28 protein-coding genes, 1 tRNA gene and 1 other annotated feature are annotated in these 22481 nt (G+C 45.1%); of the genes, 26 read left to right on the forward strand and 3 right to left on the reverse strand.

Annotation, left to right across the window (positions count from 1 at the left end; translation table 11 throughout):
- Positions 1–45 precede the first annotated feature (45 nt).
- The 14 genes from WDN47_05350 to WDN47_05415 all read left to right on the forward strand — a co-directional run bounded on the left by WDN47_05350 (position 46) and on the right by WDN47_05415 (position 8392).
- Positions 46–243, forward strand: a complete 198-nt coding sequence (locus tag WDN47_05350) for a cold shock domain-containing protein (GenBank protein MEJ0021961.1) — start codon at positions 46–48, stop codon at positions 241–243.
- Between the two features lie 110 nt (positions 244–353).
- On the forward strand, positions 354–596 hold the full coding sequence (locus tag WDN47_05355) for an AbrB/MazE/SpoVT family DNA-binding domain-containing protein (protein ID MEJ0021962.1): 243 nt from the start codon (positions 354–356) through the stop codon (positions 594–596).
- A 1-nt stretch (position 597) separates the two neighbouring features.
- Complete coding sequence (locus WDN47_05360) at positions 598–1203, forward strand: LUD domain-containing protein (protein ID MEJ0021963.1); 606 nt, start codon at positions 598–600, stop codon at positions 1201–1203.
- Positions 1204–1307: 104 nt separating this feature from the next.
- Positions 1308–1592, forward strand: coding sequence for an HU family DNA-binding protein (locus WDN47_05365; GenBank protein MEJ0021964.1), 285 nt, complete (start codon positions 1308–1310; stop codon positions 1590–1592).
- A 225-nt stretch (positions 1593–1817) separates the two neighbouring features.
- Positions 1818–2255 carry a secondary thiamine-phosphate synthase enzyme YjbQ gene (locus tag WDN47_05370; protein MEJ0021965.1) on the forward strand — a complete coding sequence of 146 codons (438 nt, stop codon included), beginning with the start codon at positions 1818–1820 and terminating at the stop codon, positions 2253–2255.
- 164 nt (positions 2256–2419) lie between these two features.
- The gene (locus tag WDN47_05375) at positions 2420–3109 is read left to right on the forward strand and encodes a hypothetical protein (GenBank protein MEJ0021966.1); all 690 of its coding nucleotides are present in this window, start codon (positions 2420–2422) and stop codon (positions 3107–3109) included.
- A gap of 214 nt (positions 3110–3323) precedes the next feature.
- Positions 3324–3803, forward strand: a complete 480-nt coding sequence (locus tag WDN47_05380) for a CAP domain-containing protein (GenBank protein ID MEJ0021967.1) — start codon at positions 3324–3326, stop codon at positions 3801–3803.
- A gap of 87 nt (positions 3804–3890) precedes the next feature.
- Complete coding sequence (mltG, locus tag WDN47_05385) at positions 3891–4967, forward strand: endolytic transglycosylase MltG (protein ID MEJ0021968.1); 1077 nt, start codon at positions 3891–3893, stop codon at positions 4965–4967.
- Between the two features lie 2 nt (positions 4968–4969).
- A complete protein-coding gene (locus WDN47_05390; GenBank protein MEJ0021969.1) occupies positions 4970–5407 on the forward strand; it encodes a type II secretion system protein in 438 nt (145 codons plus the stop codon).
- Between the two features lie 35 nt (positions 5408–5442).
- Positions 5443–5563: a sequence feature (ribosomal protein L10 leader region), on the forward strand.
- 128 nt (positions 5564–5691) lie between these two features.
- The gene (gene rplJ / locus WDN47_05395) at positions 5692–6216 is read left to right on the forward strand and encodes a 50S ribosomal protein L10 (protein ID MEJ0021970.1); all 525 of its coding nucleotides are present in this window, start codon (positions 5692–5694) and stop codon (positions 6214–6216) included.
- 155 nt (positions 6217–6371) lie between these two features.
- Positions 6372–6749 carry a 50S ribosomal protein L7/L12 gene (rplL, locus tag WDN47_05400; protein ID MEJ0021971.1) on the forward strand — a complete coding sequence of 126 codons (378 nt, stop codon included), beginning with the start codon at positions 6372–6374 and terminating at the stop codon, positions 6747–6749.
- Between the two features lie 262 nt (positions 6750–7011).
- The gene (locus WDN47_05405; GenBank protein ID MEJ0021972.1) at positions 7012–7242 is read left to right on the forward strand and encodes a helix-turn-helix domain-containing protein; all 231 of its coding nucleotides are present in this window, start codon (positions 7012–7014) and stop codon (positions 7240–7242) included.
- An 89-nt stretch (positions 7243–7331) separates the two neighbouring features.
- A complete protein-coding gene (locus WDN47_05410; protein ID MEJ0021973.1) occupies positions 7332–7772 on the forward strand; it encodes a hypothetical protein in 441 nt (146 codons plus the stop codon).
- A 20-nt stretch (positions 7773–7792) separates the two neighbouring features.
- A complete protein-coding gene (locus tag WDN47_05415) occupies positions 7793–8392 on the forward strand; it encodes a hypothetical protein (GenBank protein MEJ0021974.1) in 600 nt (199 codons plus the stop codon).
- A gap of 39 nt (positions 8393–8431) precedes the next feature.
- Here WDN47_05415 and WDN47_05420 read toward each other — a convergent pair whose 3' ends face one another.
- On the reverse strand, positions 8432–10315 hold the full coding sequence (locus WDN47_05420; GenBank protein ID MEJ0021975.1) for a hypothetical protein: 1884 nt from the start codon (positions 10313–10315) through the stop codon (positions 8432–8434).
- 59 nt (positions 10316–10374) lie between these two features.
- Here WDN47_05420 and WDN47_05425 point away from each other — a divergent pair, with 59 nt between their 5' ends.
- From WDN47_05425 to WDN47_05475, 11 genes are all read left to right on the forward strand, one after another.
- Positions 10375–10965: a hypothetical protein gene (locus WDN47_05425; GenBank protein MEJ0021976.1), complete on the forward strand. Its 591-nt coding sequence runs from the start codon at positions 10375–10377 to the stop codon at positions 10963–10965.
- Positions 10966–10995: 30 nt separating this feature from the next.
- Positions 10996–11232, forward strand: coding sequence for a hypothetical protein (locus WDN47_05430; GenBank protein MEJ0021977.1), 237 nt, complete (start codon positions 10996–10998; stop codon positions 11230–11232).
- 578 nt (positions 11233–11810) lie between these two features.
- A complete protein-coding gene (mraZ, locus tag WDN47_05435) occupies positions 11811–12242 on the forward strand; it encodes a division/cell wall cluster transcriptional repressor MraZ (GenBank protein MEJ0021978.1) in 432 nt (143 codons plus the stop codon).
- Complete coding sequence (rsmH, locus tag WDN47_05440; protein MEJ0021979.1) at positions 12243–13202, forward strand: 16S rRNA (cytosine(1402)-N(4))-methyltransferase RsmH; 960 nt, start codon at positions 12243–12245, stop codon at positions 13200–13202.
- A gap of 11 nt (positions 13203–13213) precedes the next feature.
- On the forward strand, positions 13214–13549 hold the full coding sequence (locus WDN47_05445) for a hypothetical protein (protein ID MEJ0021980.1): 336 nt from the start codon (positions 13214–13216) through the stop codon (positions 13547–13549).
- Positions 13550–13560: 11 nt separating this feature from the next.
- Positions 13561–15306, forward strand: a complete 1746-nt coding sequence (locus tag WDN47_05450; protein ID MEJ0021981.1) for a penicillin-binding protein 2 — start codon at positions 13561–13563, stop codon at positions 15304–15306.
- Complete coding sequence (gene murF / locus WDN47_05455) at positions 15303–16571, forward strand: UDP-N-acetylmuramoyl-tripeptide--D-alanyl-D-alanine ligase (GenBank protein ID MEJ0021982.1); 1269 nt, start codon at positions 15303–15305, stop codon at positions 16569–16571. The genes WDN47_05450 and murF overlap by 4 nt, the downstream gene beginning before the upstream one ends.
- A gap of 168 nt (positions 16572–16739) precedes the next feature.
- Positions 16740–16814: transfer RNA gene (locus WDN47_05460), tRNA-Glu, on the forward strand.
- A gap of 29 nt (positions 16815–16843) precedes the next feature.
- Positions 16844–17356, forward strand: a complete 513-nt coding sequence (locus WDN47_05465) for a hypothetical protein (protein MEJ0021983.1) — start codon at positions 16844–16846, stop codon at positions 17354–17356.
- Positions 17357–17368: 12 nt separating this feature from the next.
- Positions 17369–17845, forward strand: a complete 477-nt coding sequence (locus WDN47_05470; GenBank protein MEJ0021984.1) for an SRPBCC family protein — start codon at positions 17369–17371, stop codon at positions 17843–17845.
- A 99-nt stretch (positions 17846–17944) separates the two neighbouring features.
- Positions 17945–18403, forward strand: a complete 459-nt coding sequence (locus WDN47_05475; protein MEJ0021985.1) for a hypothetical protein — start codon at positions 17945–17947, stop codon at positions 18401–18403.
- A gap of 65 nt (positions 18404–18468) precedes the next feature.
- On the opposite strand, the gene WDN47_05480 is transcribed toward WDN47_05475, so the two are convergent.
- A complete protein-coding gene (locus WDN47_05480; GenBank protein MEJ0021986.1) occupies positions 18469–19347 on the reverse strand; it encodes a G1 family glutamic endopeptidase in 879 nt (292 codons plus the stop codon).
- A 222-nt stretch (positions 19348–19569) separates the two neighbouring features.
- Between WDN47_05480 and WDN47_05485 the strand changes: the two genes are divergently transcribed.
- Positions 19570–20538: a sensor domain-containing diguanylate cyclase gene (locus WDN47_05485; GenBank protein MEJ0021987.1), complete on the forward strand. Its 969-nt coding sequence runs from the start codon at positions 19570–19572 to the stop codon at positions 20536–20538.
- Here WDN47_05485 and WDN47_05490 read toward each other — a convergent pair.
- A complete protein-coding gene (locus WDN47_05490; GenBank protein MEJ0021988.1) occupies positions 20480–22387 on the reverse strand; it encodes an LTA synthase family protein in 1908 nt (635 codons plus the stop codon). The genes WDN47_05485 and WDN47_05490 overlap by 59 nt on opposite strands.
- Positions 22388–22481 lie beyond the last annotated feature (94 nt).

The following is a 22481-nucleotide window of genomic DNA, read 5'->3' on the forward strand; positions in this document are numbered from 1 at the left end:
AAAACCTATTTACTTTGCATTTTTACTCACTAACTTTCAAAATCAATGGACGGTACAATCAAAAAGCTCACCGACAAAGGTTTCGGCTTCATCGCTGTTGAAGGCCAGGAAAAAGACGTTTTTTTCCATGGCAAATCTTTGGTCGGCGTGACTTTTGCAGAACTCCATGAAGGTGACGCAGTCAGCTTCGATATGGAAGATTCTCCAAAGGGTCCAAACGCGGTCAACGTCAAGCGAGCCTAGGCTCTCTTATAAAACCCGCCCTCTAACCGGGGCGGTTTTATTTTTGCTTGACAAGAATTTGAAAGACAATTATACTAATCCTACATTTCTAACTAATAGGAAAGGGAATAATGCATACAAAAGAAAACTGTCCGTTTTATGGCTCGACAACTATCGGAGAAAAAGGCCAGGTCGTAATTCCGCAGCAGGTGCGCGAAACTATGAAATTGGAAAAAGGGGATAAGCTTTTGGTTTTCGGCATGGGCGAGGAGATGGTGGCTTTGGCCAAAGTTTCCCGGTTCGAAAAATTCGAGAAACATCTTTCCTCAAAGCTTGAGTCGATCAGAAAAATTATTAAAGAAAATGGAGACTAATATGTTTGATACAATCCCGTCTGACGAAGTTATAAACAAAACGGCGGAAGCGCTGAAAGCCAATGGTATTGAAACCTTTGTCGTCAATACAGGCGCTGAAGCCAAAGCCAAGCTGTTTGAGATTATCCCGGCGGGCGTGCTGATCATGAACAGCACCTCGGTCACCCTGGATGCGATCGGGGCCGCAGAAGAGATCGTGAATTCGGGCAGGTATGACCCTGTGCGGGCGAAACTGAATGATCCTAATACACCGCCAAAAGAAAAAGTTATTTTAGGGGCTACTGCAGACTGGGCGACAGGAAGCGCAAGTGCGGTCACGCAAGACGGAACTGTGCTGATTGCCTCCAACACAGGCAGCCAGCTTCCCTCCGAGGCTTACGGCTCGGCAAATGTTGTATTTGTTGTTGGAGCGCAGAAGATCGTTAAGGACCGCGATGAGGGCTTCAAAAGAATTTATGACTATGTCCTGCCCAAAGAATCGGTGCGGGCCAACAAAGCATACAATATCACAACCGGCAGTTTTGTAAGCAAATTGCTGATAATCAACCGCGAGATCAAACCCGGCCGCATTAAATTGATTTTGGTCAAAGAAGTCTTGGGCTTCTGATTATTTGACAGAACTAGCGTAAATGCTAAGGATTTGCTATACTAATTTGCGTATTGCCTGCCAGATGGCAGGCAGGTTAATAAAGTAATTAAGAAAGGTATCTTATGGCCAAAGGAATGACCAAATCCGAGGTGCTCAATGCGGTTGCCGAAAAGACCGGCAAGAGCCGCAAAGAAGTCGCCGAATTTATCGACGCTGTCGTGGGTGTTGCCTACGAAGAGACCAAAAAGAGCGGGGAATTCACCATCCCGGGCTTAGGAAAGCTTTTAAAGAAGCACCGCGAAGCCCGCATGGGACGTAACCCGGCCACCGGCGAATCGATCAAGATCGGCGCCAAAACCGTTGTTAAGTTCCGCGTGGCAAAAGCCGCGAAAGACGCAATTCTTTAATTAGAATTACACAAAAGATCCGCTCCTAAGATCAGAGCGGGTTTTTTGTTTGATAAATGTTTGATAAAAATCAGGCTTGACGGCGGAAGGAAAATCTGCTATAATACACATAGATAGATTTTTTTGATGGAAACTAAATATCAATTCAAACTTGGAAAAACCGAGTAAATCCCGCTTTTTGGGTCTTGGTTTTTTTGTCTTGCATAAGTATTCAAATCCTGGGCCTTGATCAAAATCGAGAAACTAAAACTCAAAACCCAAAAACAATTCGAACTCATCGATATTACTGATAAAGTCAAAACAGTTTTGGAATCCGCAGGTATTGATTCCGGGATGCTCACGGTGTTTTCGCCGCACACCACAGCTGCGATCCGCATCAACCACAACGAACCGCTGCTCATCCAGGATATTATCAAAATGATCTATCGGCTGGTGCCGGTGGATATCAATTATTCCCACGATCTGTTTGAGATCCGCTCCGGGATAGATGCGGGGGAGCGCAGCAACGGGCACGCGCATGTCAAAGCTTTTTTGCTGGGGTCATCGGAAACTATTCCCGTGGCTCATAAAGAAATGCAACTGGGGGGAAAGCAAAGTATATTTTTTGTTGAATTGGACGGCGCCAGAGACAGGGAAGTTGTTATTCAAGTAATGGGGGAATGATAAATTTCTAATTGACCTAACTTTAGAAATTAGATCAATTAGGTTAATTAGAAATTTTATTTACTTTGTTTCCAAATCATTGGAAAAAATAAACTAAAGGTCGTCCGGTCGAATGACCGGACGCCCGATCGGATGATCGGGCGAAATGAAAGGGGGTGAATCTAATGAACAATTATTATCAAAATACATATTCACAGGCAATTACCGATTCTTTGAGCAAACTTTATGATCAATTCATAAATTTTCTGCCAAGCTTCCTGGTCGCTGTTATTTTTTTGGTCATCGGCTGGGTCGTGGTAGTATTTATTGCCAAACTTATCAAACAAGCTTTGCATTCTTTAAGGCTGGATGAGTTCGGAGATAAGTTGGGATTAGATGTGGTCTCTGAGAGAACCGGAATGAAAATGACGGTTTCGGGCACGATCGCCTGGCTGGTCAAGTGGTTCCTGCTGTTGGCCATATTCTTGGCCGCAGCTGATATCCTTGGACTGACTCAGGTCTCAGTGTTCTTAAACAATGTATTATTGTACATTCCTAACGTGATTGCCGGAGCTGCAATACTTTTGGTCGGCACAATGGTCGCCAGATTCCTCGCGAAATTGGTCCGCCATTCTGTCGCTGCGGCAGGTTTGTCTTCTGCCGATATGCTGGGAGCAGTGACCCAATGGTCTGTCATGATCTTTACGATCCTGGCGACCCTGGATCAGCTGAAAGTGGCTCAAGCCTTCGTAGCAACCCTGTTCACCGGCATTATTGCCATGCTTGCAATTGCGGGCGGACTTGCTTTCGGTCTCGGCGGCCGTGATCATGCAACCAAGGTTTTGAATAGGATCGAAAGAGATATCAAATCGTAGGAGATAGGTTATAGTTCTTTCTAAAAATTTCCATCTAAAAAAACAAATCAACCGCATTCCAGCGGTTGATTTGTTTTCCGCCGCCGATCGCGAATTAAGAAACTCCACTATAAATATTGGGGTTGCACATCGGAGTAATATGTGCTATAATATAAGTGTAAGTTTGCAGTGTTTCTGAAACAAAAACAAAAGAAAACAAAATAAAAATCAAACAATGATATCCAAGCTCCGCTTTGGGCTTTTATTGGCGTTAATAGGCATGTTTTTGGCCGGCAGCTATTCCAGTTCTCCGCTGACTGCGCAGCAAATTTTGAATTTGGTCAACCGCGACCGTGAAAAGCACGGTCTTTCTTCATTGTCTCTTAATCCTACTTTGAACTTAGCTGCTCTGGCTAAAGCCGATGACATGATCAATAAAAATTATTTTGCGCATGTGAGTCCCGCCGGCACCAAGCCTTGGGACTGGTTTCTGAGCCTCGGCTATAACTACAGTTACGCCGGAGAAAATCTGGCCGAAGGTTATACTGATCCGTATGAGCTTGAAAATTCCTGGATGAGCAGCCCGGCTCACAGGGCCAATATTTTGTCGCCATTCTATTCCGAAGCGGGTTTAGCCGTCGTTGAGAGGAATAACACGAATATCATTGTCCAATTCTTCGGCAGCAAGGAAAACAAAGTCACATTGAGGCAATAATAAATTTGCAGGCTTAACTCCGCTCCGTTTCAGGAGCGGTTTTTTGTTGCCCTTTATACTTTATAACAAATACTTTATACTTGTTTTATGAACGAATACGAAATACCAAGATCAAGCAAAAGCATCAGAAACAAAGTGCAACTGGCAGCGGCAGTAGTTTTGGTCGCGCTTTTGGTCGCTGTAATTTATTATGAAACCAAGGTCAACCAGGCGGCCAGCTCCGAAAGCCGGCAAGTTATGTTCACGGTGGCCAAAGGATCCAGAACGCGGCAGGTGGCGGAAGAACTCGCGAAAGAAAAAATCATCGGCAGTCCGACTGTATTTTTAATTTATACATCTTTACATTCTGCGGCCAAGAAAATCCAAGCCGGGCAGTATTCGCTGAACGCCAACATGGCAATCCCGGAAATTGTTAATGTGCTGACGCAGGGAAAAGTTATTCCGACATCCAGCAAAGTGACCTTTATCGAAGGCGAAACGAATGCTCAAGTGGCGAAAGATCTGGGAGACCAAAATATTGCCGGCGCGGATGATTTTTTGCACGCGACCGCTGACAGCGGATACAGTTTTAAATATTTGAGTGTTGCAGCCAAGGTCAATTACCAGGGCTTTCTTTTTCCGGATACTTACGAGATCGGTAAGACGGATACCGTAAAAGATATCGTGCAAAAAATGCTGACAGATTTTCAGACAAAGTTTACTGACAAAATGTACGCCGACTCGCAGGCCCGCGATGTTAAATTAATTGATTTGATCACATTGGCTTCGATCGTAGAAAAAGAAGTCGGCAGAAACAAAACCAACCTCACAGCCGATGATCTGTCTACAATGCAAAAAGAACGCGAACTGGTTGCTTCGGTTTTTTATAATCGACTGAGTGCAGGCATGCCTTTGGAATCCGATGCCACAGTCAATTACATCACAGGTAAATCTGACCGCTCGGTTACTACTGCGGACACCAAGATCAAATCGGCTTATAATACTTACCAAGTAAAGGGTTTGCCGCCAACACCGATCTCCAACCCGGGCCTAGATTCAATTATGGCCGCCATTTATCCGGCAAAGTCGGATTATCTATATTTTTTGAATGCGCCGGACGGAACCGCGTATTTTGCCAAGACTTTGGATGAGCATAACGCTAATAAAGCCAAGTACCTGAAATAAAAGTGGCCGGAAACCGAAAAAATCACGGATTTACTTTGATAGAATTGCTGGTAGTGATAGCCATAATCGGTCTTTTGGCCACAATAATCCTGGTTTCTTTAAATAGCGCAAGAGTCAAAGCCAGAAATGCCCGCAGACTGGCCGATGCTCATCAATTGGTAACAGCCATGCAATTGTATTTATCCGATAACGGGAATATGATGGCTTGCGGTGGGGCCGTCAGCAATAACCCTACCGATTGGGACAATGGCCGATGTCTGCAAAACGCCCTTTCTCCGTATATGAGCAAACTGCCTTTGGATCCTCTTAATGATGTCAATTATTATTATTATGTTTGTACGGAAGGATCGGGATGTAATGCTAGTTATCCGGATTCCCGTTATTGGGTGCAATTTTGGCTGGAAAATTTGGGCGGGCAAACATTTTTCGTTTACAAATAGGCTTGTTGACATGATCCCGGAATTCATCTATACTGTTTAGGAATTAAATATCTCCAAAGACCGTAGCTGACATTTGTCTTAATTCGCTACGCAGGAACAAAAATCACTTAGTGATATTGAACCGTTGTCTTTGGACAGCGGATTTATTTTTATTAATTTACGAAAAAATTGAGTCGCAGTCCCTACTTGTCGGGACGAGAACAATTTTTTCGAGAGGAGTAATATGTCGACCATAGCGTATTCCGACTTGTCGGGATCGCGAAGGTTCGACAAATTACGACGATATGGCAGTAACCAGAAAAGAAAAAGAAGCATCACTAGCATCGTTAACGGAAGATTTGAAATCCGCTCGCGGTGTGGTCTTTACCGAATACCGCGGCATGACCGTAAAGCAGATGGATAACGTGCGCAAGAATTTGCGCAAAGAAAACGTGAAGTATCAGGTGGTGAAGATCACCTTGCTGAAAAAAGCTTTAGCCGCCTTGGGAATTAATGCTGACGGGTTGAAGTATGCAGGGCCTCTGGCTGTGGCAGTATCGGATGAGGAAGAAACAGCGCCGGCGAGAATTCTTAAGAGTCTTATCCGCGAAAACCCTCAACTGGTTTTGGACGGCGGAATTTTCAATCATGAATTGGTTGGCTCGGATGTTGTGGCTAAGCTGGCTTCATTACCAAGCAAACAGCAGCTGCTGGGGCAATTAGTTTCTGTTCTGTCAGGCCCGGCCCGAGGATTGGTCACTGTACTTTCCGGCAACACCAGAAATCTGTTGAACGTATTGAATGCAATTAAGGATAAGAAGAATAATTAAAGGTCGATTTACTTGTTATAGAGTCTATAATTAATTACGAAAAAATTGAGTCGCAGGCTCGAAGAGCCGAGAACAATTTTTTCGAGAGGAGTAATAAGTCGACCGGAGCGCATTTTACGAAGTAAAATCGCGAAGGTTCGACCAATTACGACGACATGGCAAATTTTGATAACATAGTTTCTGAGATCGAAAAGCTTACCGTGCTGGAAGTTTCCGAATTGGTGAAAACCTTGGAAGAAAAATTCGGTGTTTCGGCTGCCGCTCCCATGATGATGGCAGCAGCAGGTCCTTCAGCCGGTGGAGGCGCACCCGTTGAAGAAAAAACTGAATTTACGGTTGAACTGACGGAAGCCGGCGCTAATAAGATCAACGTCATCAAGGTAGTGCGCGAGGTAACCGGCAAGGGTCTGAAAGAAGCGAAAGATCTGGTTGACGCAGCTCCAAAGCCGATCAAAGAGAACATAGGAAAAGCTGAAGCCGAGGAACTGAAGAAGAAATTGGAAGAAGCCGGCGCGAAGGTAATATTGAAATAGGTAATAAGTAATAAGTTTTAGACCCGAGTCAACACTCGGGTTTTTGTTTTTCTATACCCTAAAACCTATTAACCTCAAACTTATCAAATTGCTCTTTACAAGTTCTCTTTTTTGTGCTATAATGTTTACAGATACAGTATTGGTTAGCCGATACTTTGCGGCAAATCATTACAAATCCCCAAGAAACAAAAATAAAATTGAATAAAGAGAGAAGATCAGGGAACAATTTTTTTCCTGAGCTTTCTTCTTACTTTGATACAAAATGGAAATCCAAACCGACGAGCTTTTAAGCTTAAAAGAAGCTTCCGAACTGTCGCCTTACAGCGCTGATTATTTGAATCTTCTGGCGCGAAAAGGGAAGTTAAAGGCGCGTAAAATAGGCCGCGACTGGCTGATCACCAAAGCCGATCTTTTTGATTATCTGCATAAACAGCATCTGGACTCAAAGAGCCGTCTCAAGCAGCTTTCAAAATATTTAAACCTGCTTATGTAAGTTGTGTCCTTCGAGGATAAATTCCTTACAGCTTTGCGCCACTTCAATGGCACCAAACAATCGTAAATTAATTAGAATTAATTAAATCTATGGCAAAAAAATCGAAACCAAAAACTAAAACAACAAGAGTAAAAAAATATCCGACCCATCATTTGGTCACGATATTGACCTGCGTGCTGGTTCTAGAAGGAATTTTGTTTGCGGTCAGCACTCCGGCTGACTGGCTGAATGCCGCCAATATTTTGGATGTTTCGGGCGGTGTTTCGGAAACCATGCAGGAAACGATCGTAACTTTTCAGCCGATGATCGACGTGGTGCGGGGCATCAATCAGTTTTATCAGCTTTCAGCCACCCAGATGATGCGGCTTTTGGATCTGTCCGACAGCGGCGCTGGTCAGGAGATCGGATATATCTATAACGGTGTGGCTGATTTTTATCAGCAGACCAGTTCTCAGATGGCTCAGCTTCTTGATGTTTCGGATAATCGGTTGTGGACGCCAAAGGTTTCCGGGATTTCAATACAGCGATAATTACACAAAGATCAAAATAAATGCAGAGAGCCGCCGCAATCTTTTATGGTTTGAGTATTTTCGTCCTGATGACGGCTTTTTTCGTCTTGCAGCCGTCGAAGGCGCCGGAAGTCGCGGCTTTTCAGCAAAGCGTGAAACTGCAAGTCAGTGTGGCCTGGCAGCAAACGATCGGTGACGGACCTTATTTTGACACCCTGGCCAATATATATGACGGCGTCACAGGATTTTATATGCAAGCTTCAAATCAGGCGATAGCTTTGCTGTCACAGCCTGATTCTGACGCAGCGGTATATTATGTTTTCCATACAACGTACCAGGATTTTGCGCAAATTTTTAAATCAAGACAAGTTCATTTGGCGCAAACTTTAAATTCACCGGGACCCGATAAATTTATGACCGAAGCTGCGATTGATAATATAATTCCGGATAGCATTGTCCAGGCCAGTGAATCTTCGGGCGTAATTGCGGGTGCTGCCGTCAACGCCGTTGATGCGCCTGTGAACCAAGAAAATTCATGGGTGACGATCCAGGATAATTTTACGGGCCAAAAATATTGCCTGGCGATCTATAACGGGGAAGTGAATAAATATCTGGGAGAATGTAAATCGATTTATCGCTAGAATAAAAAAAACGCTCCACCGGAGCGTTTTTTGTTTTGACTATAATGTGATCTTATAAAGCTTATTGTCGCCCAAAATATACAGGCTGCGTGAACTTTCATCCACGGCCAGGTCAAAAAGTTTATCCAGAGTCGGCAAATATATCTGGTTTAAGAGTTGTCCGTTCTTATTGAGGATGACAACCCGCTTTTTGTTTGCTTCCAGAATATAAAGGTTGGATCCGACAAAGATCTTCGTGGCATTGGTGATCGGGTCACTCAGAGCCGGATAGGGGAAAGACTGGGCCTTATTATTGGTTATCTTCTCAATTTTGTCCGTAAACAGCAGATAAATGTCTTTGTCGGCCCCCAAGTCGCGGATATTTTCCTGGCTTCCCGTACTGATACCGACGCTTGAATACTTATTTTTGGTAAAATTGGTTTTGATAACCTGGCCGGCGGCCGGGTTGAGGGTATATAAATTGCTGCCGAAAGTTGCAAGGCCAATGAACGCGCTACTTGGCGTGGTGACAATCGGTTCAAACTGCTTCAGGGTCGGGTCAATATGATAAATGCTGTCGCCCGATGTCACCACTACGCCGGCCGGATTGAAGTAATTGATGCCGGTAATGTCGGACTTCAGGCTGTTAAGCAAAAAATAATCATTCAGGCTGGAATCATAAAGGGACAATGAATTGGAATCTTTATTTGCAAACAAAAAGCCGATACTTGCGCGGGAGACATAGACGGGCGAGTGCTTCAATTCCACAAAAACCTTAGGATCAGCGATCGTACTGACTTTATTGACCTGATCTTTAAGCTTCTGAAGTTCCCCTGAAAGTCCGTCGGCTTTGGAAGCGCTGAGCTTCTGCAGGGCGGTGAAATCAGATTCAGCCTGGGCCAGGGATTGGAAAGCCTCTTTATCGTTTTTATATATAAGAGCTGACTGCGCATCAGACATATCATTGGCAAGGTTTTGAGCCAGTACATCGATGTTGCTTTGGGATTTTTTGCCGTGCGCCTTTATGGCATAAACGCCAAGATTTCCCAGGAACAGCAGCAGGAAGATAGAGAAGCTGATGAAGAAGAATTTTCCCGATGTGCTGAGGTTTTGAAAAAATCCCAGCTGTAAGCGCGGCATCTTGGGAAGGCTGAATCGCGGCTTTTGTAATTTGGGCAAGGCCGGCATTGCCCAAGAGCTTTTATTTTGTTCCTCGTTTTCCTCCTGCATCGGGGCGTAAATAGAGTTTGCCCTTTCTTGGGCAGGCTTAGCTTCCACGGCTGTTTTTTTGCCGAAGCTTAAGAAGAAAGAAGAAAATCCCTCTTCCGAGCTTTGCGAATCTTGCAGGATCTTTGAAATCTCGTTCGCGGCTTCTCCCAGCGGTTTGTTGGCAAGGATCTTTGAGAATAGTTCGACCGAAATGAAATTAAATATATTTGAAGTGGTGATGATGACGCCGTCGCCTTCCTTTAATCTTCCTTGGGTGAAGTTCGTGAATGTTTTCAGGGGATGGATCCCGTGCTTTTCGGATTTAAGTATTTCCAAAAGCTCCGATTTGCGCAAAAGCCAGGCGGATGTCTGGCCGTCATTCGCAATGTAAATATTCTCGCCGGATTTGAGGGCGATCAGGCAGGAAAATTTGCCAACCCAGGATTTGTGCCCCGAATGGGCCAGATCCGCCAGGTTCTGGTTGACCTGGGCCAATGCTGATTCAAACAGCGTTTCTGCTGCCAGTTTTTTATTGGCGTGGAAGGATTCCAGGATAATTTCAGAGATTTTTTTGAGGTCTTGTGCTTCTGATTTGCGCAGCAGATTTTTCAATTCGGCCAAAACAAACAAATGAGCCGAGTTGCTTATCTCTTCTTCATATAAAATCAAAGAAGATTTTTTACTCTCCGGATCTGTCAGATAAATTTGATTGATTTCTGTTTCCAGCCGCGCCATATTCGGGTTTTATAATAGCATATTTTAATCATTGAGGCTATTTATGCTATAATATTTGCATGTTGGCACAGCTTTTATCATCTAAACCTAAAGCGAATCTGATCAATCTGTTTTTGGCGCACCCCCAGCGCAGTTTTTCTTTCAAAGAATTGAAGATGAGCAGTTTATGCCCGAATAAATTGCTCAAAGAAACTTTGAAAGAGCTGGACAAAATGGACTTTTTGTCCGTGACGCAAAAAAACCGCGTAAAGTATTATCAGATGAACCGGCATTTTCCGCTTTATCCGGAGCTTTTAAATCTTTTGCGGAAAGTAAAAAAAGTGCCTGTGGATCTTCTGGCCAAACAAGCCGCAAGGTTGGGCGATTGCAGGCTGGCAGCCTTGACCGGGGTATTTGTGGGCAGGCCAAGAATTGAGACCGATCTTTTGTTTGTGGGAAAGATCAGCCCGAAAAAACTGCAGGGCTTTTTGAAATTCGCGGAAAAGCTGGCCGAGCAGCAGGTCAGCTATACCGTATTCAGCGTCCAGGAGTTTGAATACCGCAAACTCATGAACGACAGGTTTGTCAAGAATATCCTGGAAAATGACCCGGTATTGGCTGTCGATAAAATGAAGCACCGGACTTTATCTAAGATCGTTTATAAATTTTGATCTATTAATAACTCATAACGATAAAAAAATATGGAACAAATTTCCTCCATTTATAATCAATTCTTAAGTTTTTTTCCTGCCAATCTCCATGGCCTCGTTTCTTTGGTCCTGGCTATCCTGATCGTGATAGGCATTTTCAAAGTCATCCGCAAGGATTTCATATATATTATTTTGTTGATCGTCCTGCTGCCGGCCTCGGTGCCGATCCTAAAGAACATCTGGGAAAGCCTGGTAAATATCTTAAATTTCCTGTTGTCAAAGAAATAGGATGTTTTGACGTTTCAGAAACTATCCAGTATAATATTTGCAATATTAAGATCCGCAGACTCGCGGATCAGAAAGTCACATATTCAATATGGATGACGACGGCAAGATGCCACCAGATGACATGCCATCAGATGATACCGCTGATAAGAAAAAGGATGATGGCGCGGAAGATACTGGTACAGGCGACGAAAGTGATGTTATATAGCAAGGTATCGGAAGTTTGATCAGCTGCTGACAAAGGTTAAAGTAAATTTGTGATCAAACTTCGACATTTTATCAAACTGCTAAAATTATCCAGTAGGGGAGTTCGATTATTCCGGGAAACTCGGATCAACTTCCACTACTGGATTAGAGGCAGTTTTTTAGTGGATAACCTGATTGTGGAGTAAAATTTAACTAGTTGACCAAGTTTAGCAATTCTGTTGCAATTTAGCCTTATTTGAGGGCTTTTTTTGTTTGATTAAACTCTTTGACGAGTGGTTTAAGGTGGATTATAATGATTAGGAAGTGGTAAGTTGTGGATAAAAGTGGGGAAAAGTGGAAAACTATCTTTGAACCTCAAGGAAACAGGAAAATCAATGTTTATCGGGGAATATACAATCAGCATGGATGCCAAGGGGCGAATCGCAGTTCCTTCAAAATTCCGCAGCCTTTTGAACACCGCAGCCGTGGTCACTAGGGGATTGGATCAAAGCTTGTTCTTATATCCGCGGAAAGAATGGGAAGTAATTGCGGCCAAGCTGGCTGCCCTGCCTTTGTCCAAAGCCAATTCCCGGGCATTTTCACGTTTGATGCTGGCCGGGGCATGGGATATTGAGCTCGATAAGCAGGGGCGCATCATGATCCCCGAATATTTGCGCAAATTTGCCGGGTTGAGCAAAAAAATTGTTGTGGCGGGTTTATACGACCGGATCGAGCTCTGGGATGAGCAGACTTGGTTGGAATATAAGAGAAACACGGAACGGGAAAGTACGAAGATCGCCGAAGAATTGGGGGAGTTGGGAGTTTAAATGCATGTCCCGGTACTTCTTAAGGAAGTTCTAGAATATTTAAATGTTCAGAAGGGGAAAAAGTTTGTTGACGGCACAGCCGGGGGAGGGGGGCATATTTTTGCCATCAAACATGCCAATCCGAAAGCAAAAATTTTAGGTATTGATTTGGATCAAACCTCTTTGGATAACTTGCAGACTGAAGTTGACCAAAAAGGCTTGGGCCAAACCATCGAGCTGGTCCAGGGAAATTACAGGGATATTGATAAGATCCTCAGCGCGGCAAAGTTCGGTTCGGTCGACGGGATATTGGTCGATTTGGGTTTCTCGTCAATGCAGCTGGACCATCCAGACCGGGGTTTTTCCTTCCAACAGGATAGCCCTTTGGATATGCGATATGACACCAGTTCCAAGTTAACCGCGGCAGATGTGGTTAACCGGTACCACCAAAAAGAGCTGGAAAAGGTAATTGCCGAGTTTGGAGAGGATCGGTTTTACCGGCGAATTGCCCAGGGTTTGATCGCATCACGCAAGGCCAAGCCGATCGAAACCACAAGCCAACTGGCCGAGTCCGTAAGAAAGGCTGTTCCGCCTCAGGTCAGATTTAAGGCCAATGACAATATCAGGCGGGTGTTCCAGGCGATCCGGATCGAGGTCAACCGGGAACTTGAGAATTTGAAGATATTTTTGCCGAAAGCATTAGACTTGCTGACTCCTGCCGGGCGATTGGTAATAATTTCTTTTCATTCACTTGAAGACCGGATCGTCAAAGAATTTTTTCGGGAACAGGCAAAAGATTGTATTTGCCCGCCGGAGTTCCCGATGTGCGTGTGCGGTAAGGCTTCGAAACTTAGAATTTTGACGCGCAAACCGGTAACGGCAACCGAACAGGAACTTGAGGAAAACCCCAAGAGCAAACCGGCGAAGCTTAGGGCCTGCGAAAAAATAGAAAGTGCGAAAAAAATTAAAACTAAATATTAAAGGCGGCAAAAATGCGTGATTTAACACTAGCGATTCCCGTGGGATTTACTAAAAAAAGAACTGGGAATTCCGTTTCCAATAAAATTTTGAATCTGTCTATTTTGGTTGCTACATTGTGTTTCGGATTTATCTACCTGTTTGAGATCAATGCCATGGGGACAAAAGGCTATCAGATCCGAAGCCTGGAGCAGCAGGTCAGGCAGGTGCAGGAGGTGCAGAAGAATTTGCAGCTTCAGACCTCCGATCTGCAATCAATCAACAGGATCCAATTGCTGGCCCAAACTTTAAATTTTGTCCCGACCACCAATGTCACTTATCTTAAAGATTCCGATTTTGCTCTCAAATAACCGAGCTTTTCATGAATAAGGCTGTGAAAGCAAATCCACCGCCGTCAAAAAATTCTTATAATCTAAGAATTTTTTTGTTAATGCTGCTGCTGACTTCTTTTATCGGCGTGATCGGCATCAGGCTGTTTAATCTGCAAATTTTAGACCATAGTTATTACAAGGCTTTGGCATCAAATCAGCATGGACTTGAAACCACTATCGATCCGCAGCGGGGGCAAATTTATCTGCAGCCAGTAAACCCCGATTCACAGCCGCTGCTGGTGGCGACGAATCTGAGCAAAAATATGGTTTTTGCCATTCCGAAGCAAATTCCCGATAAAGCCGCGGCTGCAGCAAAACTTGCCCGCTTGCTTGATATGTCCGTAAGCGATTTGCAGGCAAGAATAAGCGGTCCCAGTTATGTGGCGTTAAAAAAGCAATTGACCGATGATGTTTCGGCCAAGATCAAGGCCCTCAAAATTCCCGGCATTTATTTGGAAGCCCAGAATATCCGGTTTTATCCGGAAGATAATCTGGCCAGCCAGGTTTTGGGATTTTTGGGCTTCAAAGGAGACCAGCGGGTCGGCCAATACGGAATTGAGGGAAAGTTTGAAAAAAATTTGGCCGGTGACAAGGGTTCGCTGGGCACGGATACTGACCAGACCGGCAGCTGGATCTCTCTATCGGGGCGCAATCTGGTGCCGGCTACCGACGGAGACGACATTTATCTGACGATCGATCCGACCATCCAGTATAAGGCTCAGCAGGTTTTAGCCGACACTGTGAAGGCGCATCAAGCCGATGGCGGCAGTGTGGTCATCTTAAATCCCAAAACCGGCGCGGTACTGGCAATGACTTCGTTCCCTGATTTTGATCCTAATAACTACGGCAACGTGACAGACCCTTCGGCCTTCAGCAATCAAGTACTGACAGAGCCGTATGAACCGGGATCGGTGTTCAAGGGAATCACCATGGCTGCGGCGATCGACACGGGCAAAGTAACCCCTGATACGACATTTGAAAACACCGGTTCCGTCCAGGTGGACGATAAATTGATCAAAAATTCCGATCCTACGCTTTTTTTGGGCACGCAGAATATGATCACGGTTTTGGACGAATCGCTGAACACGGGCGCGTATTTCGCGGAGCAGCAGATCGGCAACGATGTTTTTAAAAATTATGTTGAAAAAATGGGTTTCGGCAAACCGACGGGTTTTGAGCTGCCGGAAGTGGCCGGCAATCTGAAAAATCTTGAGCAAAAAGGCAATGTGTTCTTTGCCACGGCATCATTCGGCCAGGGTATTACAGTTACCCCTCTGGAACTGGCCCAGGCTTATTCCGCACTTGCCAATGGCGGCAAAATGGCCAAACCATACATTGTGGCAAAGATCGTGCATCCCGACGGGTCCCAGGATGTGACCAAACCCGCTGATCCGGTTGAGGTCATCAGCCCCAAGACCGCCTCTACGGTTTCAGCCATGCTCGTGGATGTGGTGGAGAACGGCCATGGGAAAAAAGCCGCAGTCAAAGGCTATTACATCGCAGGCAAGACAGGAACCGCGCAAGTCCCGCTGGTCGGCAAGTCAGGATATGATCCCAATAAAAATATCGGGTCCTTCATCGGATTTGGCCCGGTGGACAACCCGCAATTCGTAATGCTGGTGCGCATTGATAATCCGAAAGACGTAAAATTCGCCGAAACCACAGCTGCGCCGGCATTTGGCGAGATAGCCAGTTTTATCCTAAACTACCTGCAGATTCCTCCCTCTAGACAATGAAGAAGCTAATTCAGAAAATTCTATACGGTTTGGCAAAACTAACCCTGGCCCGCTATCGGCCCAGGGTTATTGCTGTCACCGGAAGCGTGGGGAAAACTTCCACGACAGGAGCTATCGTTAAAGTTTTGGAGACCAAGTTTTCGGTCAGGGGCAGTGCGGGCAATTATAATAATGAATTCGGAGTGCCTCTGACTATTATCAATGAAAAATCCGGGGGGAGAAATCTGCTGCTTTGGATATTGATTATCATTAAAGCCGTGCTTAAGTTAATCTACGCCGATTACCCGCAAGTGCTGGTCTTGGAATTGGGCGCTGACCGCCCGGGCGATATCGGATACTTAGCCGGTATGCTGGGCAGGATCGAGATCGGGGTTTTAACTGACATCGGCATAAGCCATCTGGAGTTTTTTTCCAGTCAAAGCGAACTGGCTAAGGAGAAATGGACTTTGATAAAAAAACTGGATCGCAGCGCCCTGGCTATCCTTAATTTTGACAACCCGAAGATCTTTGAATACAGAACCCAGGCTAAAGCGGATGTTTGGGGTTATGGATTCAATCCTTCTGCCCAGATAATGATCTCTGATTTTCAGATCATCCGGGTGAATGACAAGTGGGGAGTGAATTTCAAGATCCATCATAACGGCAATGTCGTGCCTTACTTTTTGCCGGACGCTTTGGGCAAACCGCCGGTGTATGCGGCGGCGGCCGCAGTAGGATGTGCTGTCAGATTTGGCATTGATCTGGCCACAGCTTCCGAAATATTAAAATCATTTTCACCGCCTCCCGGGCGGCTGCGGATGCTGTCCGGCATCAAGAATACGCTGATCATTGATGATACTTATAATGCGGCTCCTGATTCGACCTTTGCAGCGCTGGAAGCCTTGAGCCAAATTTCATCCGGGCGCAAGGTTATAGCGTTTGGCGGCATGACAGAGTTGGGAAACAAGACGGAATCAGGACACAGGGAAGTGGCGGGGAAAATTATGGAAAATAATATCGACCTTGTTTTTCTGGTTGGCGAAAATGCCAGGATAGTTGAGCATGAATTGCGTAAACGCAAGTTTGGCGGCCAAGTAAAGTGGTTTGAAACCGCAGACCAGGCACGCATCCCGATCCAAGATGAATTACGGGAACAAGATACGATCTTGGTGAAGGGCTCGCAGGCCGGCCGTATGGAAAAGATCGTAAAAGAGATAATGGATGAGCCTCTTCGGGCAGAAGAATTGCTAGTCCGGCAATCCCAAAAATGGCTGGCCACGCCATAATTATGGGTTTTAGTTTTAGCCAAAAGTGAGTATAATAGTGTAGTTCCCGAAAAATTTGAGTCGCAACCGCCGAAGGCGGTGAGAACAAATTTTTCGAGAGGAGCAGCAAGTAAACCGTAGCGCTTTTGACGAAGTCAAAACGCGAAGTGTTTACCGGACTGCGACGAAGGCCCTATCGTCTAGTGGTTAGGACAGGTGGTTCTCATCCACCAAACCCGGGTTCGACTCCCGGTAGGGTCACCAAATATCATTTATTAAAATTAAAAATCCAAATGATCCTAAATCAACTTCATGATTTCCTCCTGGCCAGCGTCGGCGCCTCAGCTTCTTTTATCGGTTTGCTGTTTGTGGCTTTAACTTTGGTCATGGAGCGCGGAGACGTCAACAGCACAGTTTCGGCAAGGGACCGCGTTTTGGCCGAGAGCGCGTATACGGCGCTGTTGACCATATTTTTTATCTCACTTGTGGGCCTTATTCCGAATGCGGATATCAGCTGGGTCCTCATCGTCTTTGGCTTATTGGGTCTTACGCAGTCCTTGCGCATGTTCATCGGCGGAAAAAAACATCACGTTTACATAGGCAATAAATTGATCCTTGTTGCCCTGATAATTGTTTATCTGGTTATTGTGATATATGGCGCATATCTGCTCTCAAACACTGAAGCCATGCTCAATCTTGACATATTCTTCACTATAATTTTTATCCTGTACAGCATAGCACTGGGACGGTCCTGGGCTCTCATTGGCCTAAGAAACAACTCTTCCAATAATAAAAAAGAGCTTTAATAATTATTGCTCATGCCAGAATATCAGATAGTCTGGCCGGAGGGGTTCGACCCCGGCAAATACCCGGTTCATAGTTACAACCAGCTGTTTATTCCGGCCTCAGCGGAAGATATTTGGCGAGTCCTGACAGATGCCGCTGCCTGGCCTTTGTGGTATCCGAACGCTAAAGATGTCAAAATCCTAGAGGGACAGCAAACTTTAAATCAGAATACGAAGTTTACCTGGCGGACTTTTGGCCTGCATGTCATTTCCGAAGTTCTCATATTTCAACCCTTTACGGACTTAGGATGGAATGCCCGCGGATTCGCATCCAGGGGATTCCATGGATGGAAGATCATTCCGCAGGCACAGGGATGCATGCTGGTCACAGAAGAGGTGCAGGGCGGACTCGGCCCTTCTTTGCTTTCTAGATTAGTGGAAAAGAATTTGGTTAAGCAGCATCAGAAATGGTTAGAGGGTATCATCACCCGGGTCAGGCCCGGTCTTTGACCCATACATTAACCTGTGATATGATCATTTTCTAGAACCATATCAAAAGCCAAATCAACAACTTGCAGTTGTTTATTTTTTTATCAGCAGTATCTTATTATGATTCATAAAATTTTTATCGCTGCGGTATTGTTTGTTTTTATTGCCTCGCCGGCAACTGCGGCCGGAGGCGGTTTAGCTTCGTTAAAATTGGTTCCTGACAGCAATAAAATAAATATTGTCGCTGATAGCGGCGATCAGCCTATCAATGCGGTCGCAGCCATCATCAACTACGATCCGGCTAAAGTTAACATCCGCGGCTTGGATTTCACGCAATCATTTTGCCAATTGTTCATCGAAAAAAATATCGATACGCAAAAAGGCCAAATTCGGATTTTGTGCGGCAAGTCCAATCCCGGGCTTTTGGGATCCGGAATTGTCGGAAGTATCAGGCTGGCAAAAGCTTATCCCAACGCTCAATTTAAGTTTGATGCTAAAACGCAAGTTTTGGCCAACGACGGGTTGGGGACAAACGTCTTAGGTACAACTCAAGGAATTGATCTTTCCAAGATAAAATAATAATAATTGATGGTTTAATAAAACACCCAACGAAGAATAGGGTGTTTTTAATTATTAATTAACGGTTATCTGAACTGGAAAAATAGGGTTTGAAATCCGTCACGATAAAAACGTAAGATTCTCGTGCTTCCTTGTGCTGGCGGGGTGTAGCCTTGGATATCGCGGCTGACATGCGACCAGCGGCGGCGAACGTAGCCCGGACCCACAGAACTCGCAGAAGAGGCGCCTGAGCGCGTTACGGTAAAACTGCCCCCGTCCGCTCCTAAAGCCGAAGGCGAGGCCAGGTTCTCCCTGCCTGCATTGACCATGGTCATCATTTGAGCATTGGCACCCGTGATCGTAGTCGGCTGGCCGTTCTGTATCGTTGAACTGTTGGTGAATTGGACTGTGCCGAAATTATCGAGCGGAATAAAGCCGAAGTTGCTGGCCGGCATTTCTTCTATCCATTCTGCGGACGACAGAGAGGAATTATAATTCACAGATGTCTGATAATTTTGTCCCGTGGTGTTGTCATTAAAAGAAATGTTCCAAACTCCTGCAGATCGCTGATCGAGCAAGACGGTGATCGAATCGCCTGCTTTTACCGGCAGGGAAATCGGCGAGATCGCCTGCGGTAAAGTTTCAAACCAGGCTTGGGACTGGCCGGAAGAATTCATGGTGCCGGCCTGGATCAGGTCTGTGCTTCCAACTCCGCCGATCCCGACCCATGTGGCATCCGCTGACAGGCTGTTGCCAGAAGTTACTTGCGGGATTATCCAAGTGCCGGTGATCGAAGTATAACTGCCGTTTGCGGCCACATACCCGGCCCAGTTATAAGAACTGGTGTTTGAGACGGAGGAAATAGGGGATTGGGGTTGGGTTTGGGCCCAAACAGGAGTTGATGTAAACAACAAAGATCCGCCAAGCAGTGTTGTCGCCGCTAAAAAATTCAACTTTTTAGTCATCGTCATAATATATTATACGAATCAGTCAGGGTTTTGTTTCACTGATCAATGCTTGACACACAGCAAGCTTGGGGTCCATACTGGTTATAGGCAGAGTTTGCCGAAAACACATGATTCCCTAGTGTTCTATGGTCAATAGAACGGGGGAAGAACAATTCCAATAGGATACTATAAACGAGTCTATGTTTTAGAGTCGTTTTTTTGTCAAAATTTTGGATTTTTATGAAAAAAGACCGCCGGAAACAAACAACTAAAATAGCAGAAAGCTACCGTTCGCTGATAGAAAACATAAAAGACTATGCTATTTTCATGATGGATAAAAAAGGCATTGTAACGAGCTGGGATCAGGGAGGCGTAAAATTGTTCGGATACAAAAGAAATGAAATTATCGGCAAGAAATTTTCGGTTTTGTTCACTAAAGAAGATCTAAAAAAAGCGGTACCTGACTCAGATATGATAACTGCCGTGAAAGACGACAGGCATTTGGATGAGCGGCAATATATCCGGAAAAACAGAACTAAGTTTTGGAGCAGCGGCGTGCTGACTTCCACGAAAGATAAGAAAGGCGTGCATCAGGGTTTTTCCAAGATCATGAGAGATGTTACCCGGCAAAACGACCTGCACAAAACCGCCGTCCATAGTTCAACGCATGATTTTTTGACGGGGCTGCCTAACCGGAATTTTTTTGAAGAAAATTTGATCGAATCCGTTTCAAGAACGAAAAAAGGAAATATGTTCGCAGTTCTTTATATGGACTTTGACAATTTTAAGCGGACCAATGACGAGCATGGCCACAGATTTGGAGATCTGGTATTGATAGAGATTGCACGTCGCTTATGCGATAGTATAAGAATTTCTGATATAGCAGCAAGGTTCGGCGGCGATGAGTTTGTGATTTTAGCAAATGATCTGCAAAATAAGGATGCAGCCGGTTTCGCAACGAAAATTCTAAATGCGTTCCGGACCCCGATAATTATGGAAAAAAAAATAATACAGACCTCGGTCAGCATCGGTGTTGCGCTTTATCCGGTCAACAGCAGAAAGCCCGGTGAGTTGCTTATTTTTTCCGACAAAGCTTTATATCTGGCCAAAAAATCAGGCGGCAACCAATGCGTGATGTACAGCGCAGCAATTAATGGCCTGAAAGAAGCTGCAGCTGATTATAGCGCACAACTATATCTGAAACTTTAATTTTATTTTTTTCCCGCTTAAATAGCTGTTCACAGTCTGATACAGCCAAAACTTTGCCGTCAGGCAGCTGTTGGCAGGTTCCGTTCCCGAATTCCGTATCGCTTGTCGCGGTGTATTTTTTATCCTTGCTGACGATGAATTTGATGGAACCTGTGATGATATTGCGCTGAGTTGCAACCGGATCCGCCGTATTGAACAGATCTTGGCCTAGGGCGGTCTTGGGTGCCGGCATTCCCAAAAGGTTGGCCAAAGTAGGGTATAGATCAAGATGGCTTGCGGGATCTGAATTTATTCCGTTGAGCGGAAGGCCCGGGGCCAGCAATATCATGGGCACCTGATTGGCCGCGGAATCAGCGGTATCAATGAAGGCATTATGGTCTCCGTAAATAACAATGACCGAATTATCGTAAAGCCCATCCGCTTTCAGTCCGTCGATGAATTTTCCTATCGCCGAATCGGCATAATGCACGCTCTCTAAATAATCTGTGCGCGTTGCGTCCAAATCTAAGCTGCCGTCATCGCTGGTGCTGCCTGATACCGCCGTACTTCCCGCAGGAATGTCCAGGGTCTGCAGATCTTCGGGAATGTTAAACGGCGTGTGCGAGCTTAAAGTGATAGCGGTTGCCATAAAAGGCTGCTTGAGGCTCTGAAGTTTCGGCAGGCTTTGTTCAAAAAAATCTTCGTCGCCCAGTCCGTCAAAGCCGATCGGCCGGCTTTGTTTGTAATCGGCCTGAGTGAATACTTTTTGATAACCGATAGAAGGATAAATGTTGGAACGGTTCCAGAATGTCGCGACATCGCCGTGCATCACAGCCGTGGTGTAACCGTTATTTTTTAGTAAGTAAGGTAATGCCGCCAGCTGATTTTGCGCATGCGTAATGAAGACCACGGAATCGGGCAGGGGATAAAGCGAATCCATGGTGGAAAACTCCGCGTCCGCCGTATTACCTTCAGCGATCTGCGAATAGTAATTATTAAAATACATTCCGGTTGCGGCAATCTTGTTCAAGTTAGGAGTAATTTCTTGCCCTCCGACCGTACCGTTGATCGGCCAGTTTTCCAGGGATTCAACCTGGATAACTATCAGATTACGCCCTTTGGCAATGCCGAAGTTTTTTGGCTGCTGTGCTGGCTGCGGCCTGTTTGCAACCCAGTTTTCGACAAAATCCTGGCCTGCGGCAGAAACCTGATGCATTTGTAAAGCAAACTTTGCGGCGTCCTCAATATAAAAATTCACTATGCCTATTTTTCCGACAAGGGTGCCCAGGTCATATATTTTGCTGTAAAGCCTCGTAGTATCGCCCCAGTCATGCTTTTCCAAAGCGAGTAATGTGCCGTAGCCTCCGGCGAATACAAAGAAAATAAGAGCCGCGGCTGCCAATTTTTCTTTTTTTGAAAGCGCATAATTGTCTTTGCCTGACCAAAAACTTAGGGCGACAAAGATAATAGGCGCAATAAATAATAATAATTTTGCAGTTATTAAATTTTTTATCGTAGCTGTAAGATCGGATGCTTGGCCGGCATAAAATAGGGCCGAAAACTGCAGAAACCCGCCGGAATATTTATAATAAATAAATTGGGAAAGAAAAATCAGCGTCAAAAGCGCCGAAGTTAAAAGCAGGTAGAGATGCCGGCGGCCCCGTTTATTAAAAAAAACTGCCGGGCCAAATACCAGAGCGCCCAACCCCACGGCTGAAGCCGTACGCCGGACAAAATATAGCTGAGGGATTATATTCAGCCAGCGGTTAAAAAAATAAGTTTCCAATACCAATAGAATGACCAACAGCAAAAGCAGCCAGGCAATTTTAAGATATTTTCTTAACTTTTCTCCCAGTTCCGGAAAATTCATCAAGTAATATTGTTATCTCAGAAATGTGTATTTTATACATAACATACGAGTTTCAAATGTTCCTTGGTTCATAATTTCACTCCCGGATTCTTTT

Source organism: Candidatus Doudnabacteria bacterium (genome assembly GCA_037200925.1).
GTDB lineage: Bacteria > Patescibacteriota > Doudnabacteria > UBA920 > O2-02-FULL-48-8 > JBDTSL01.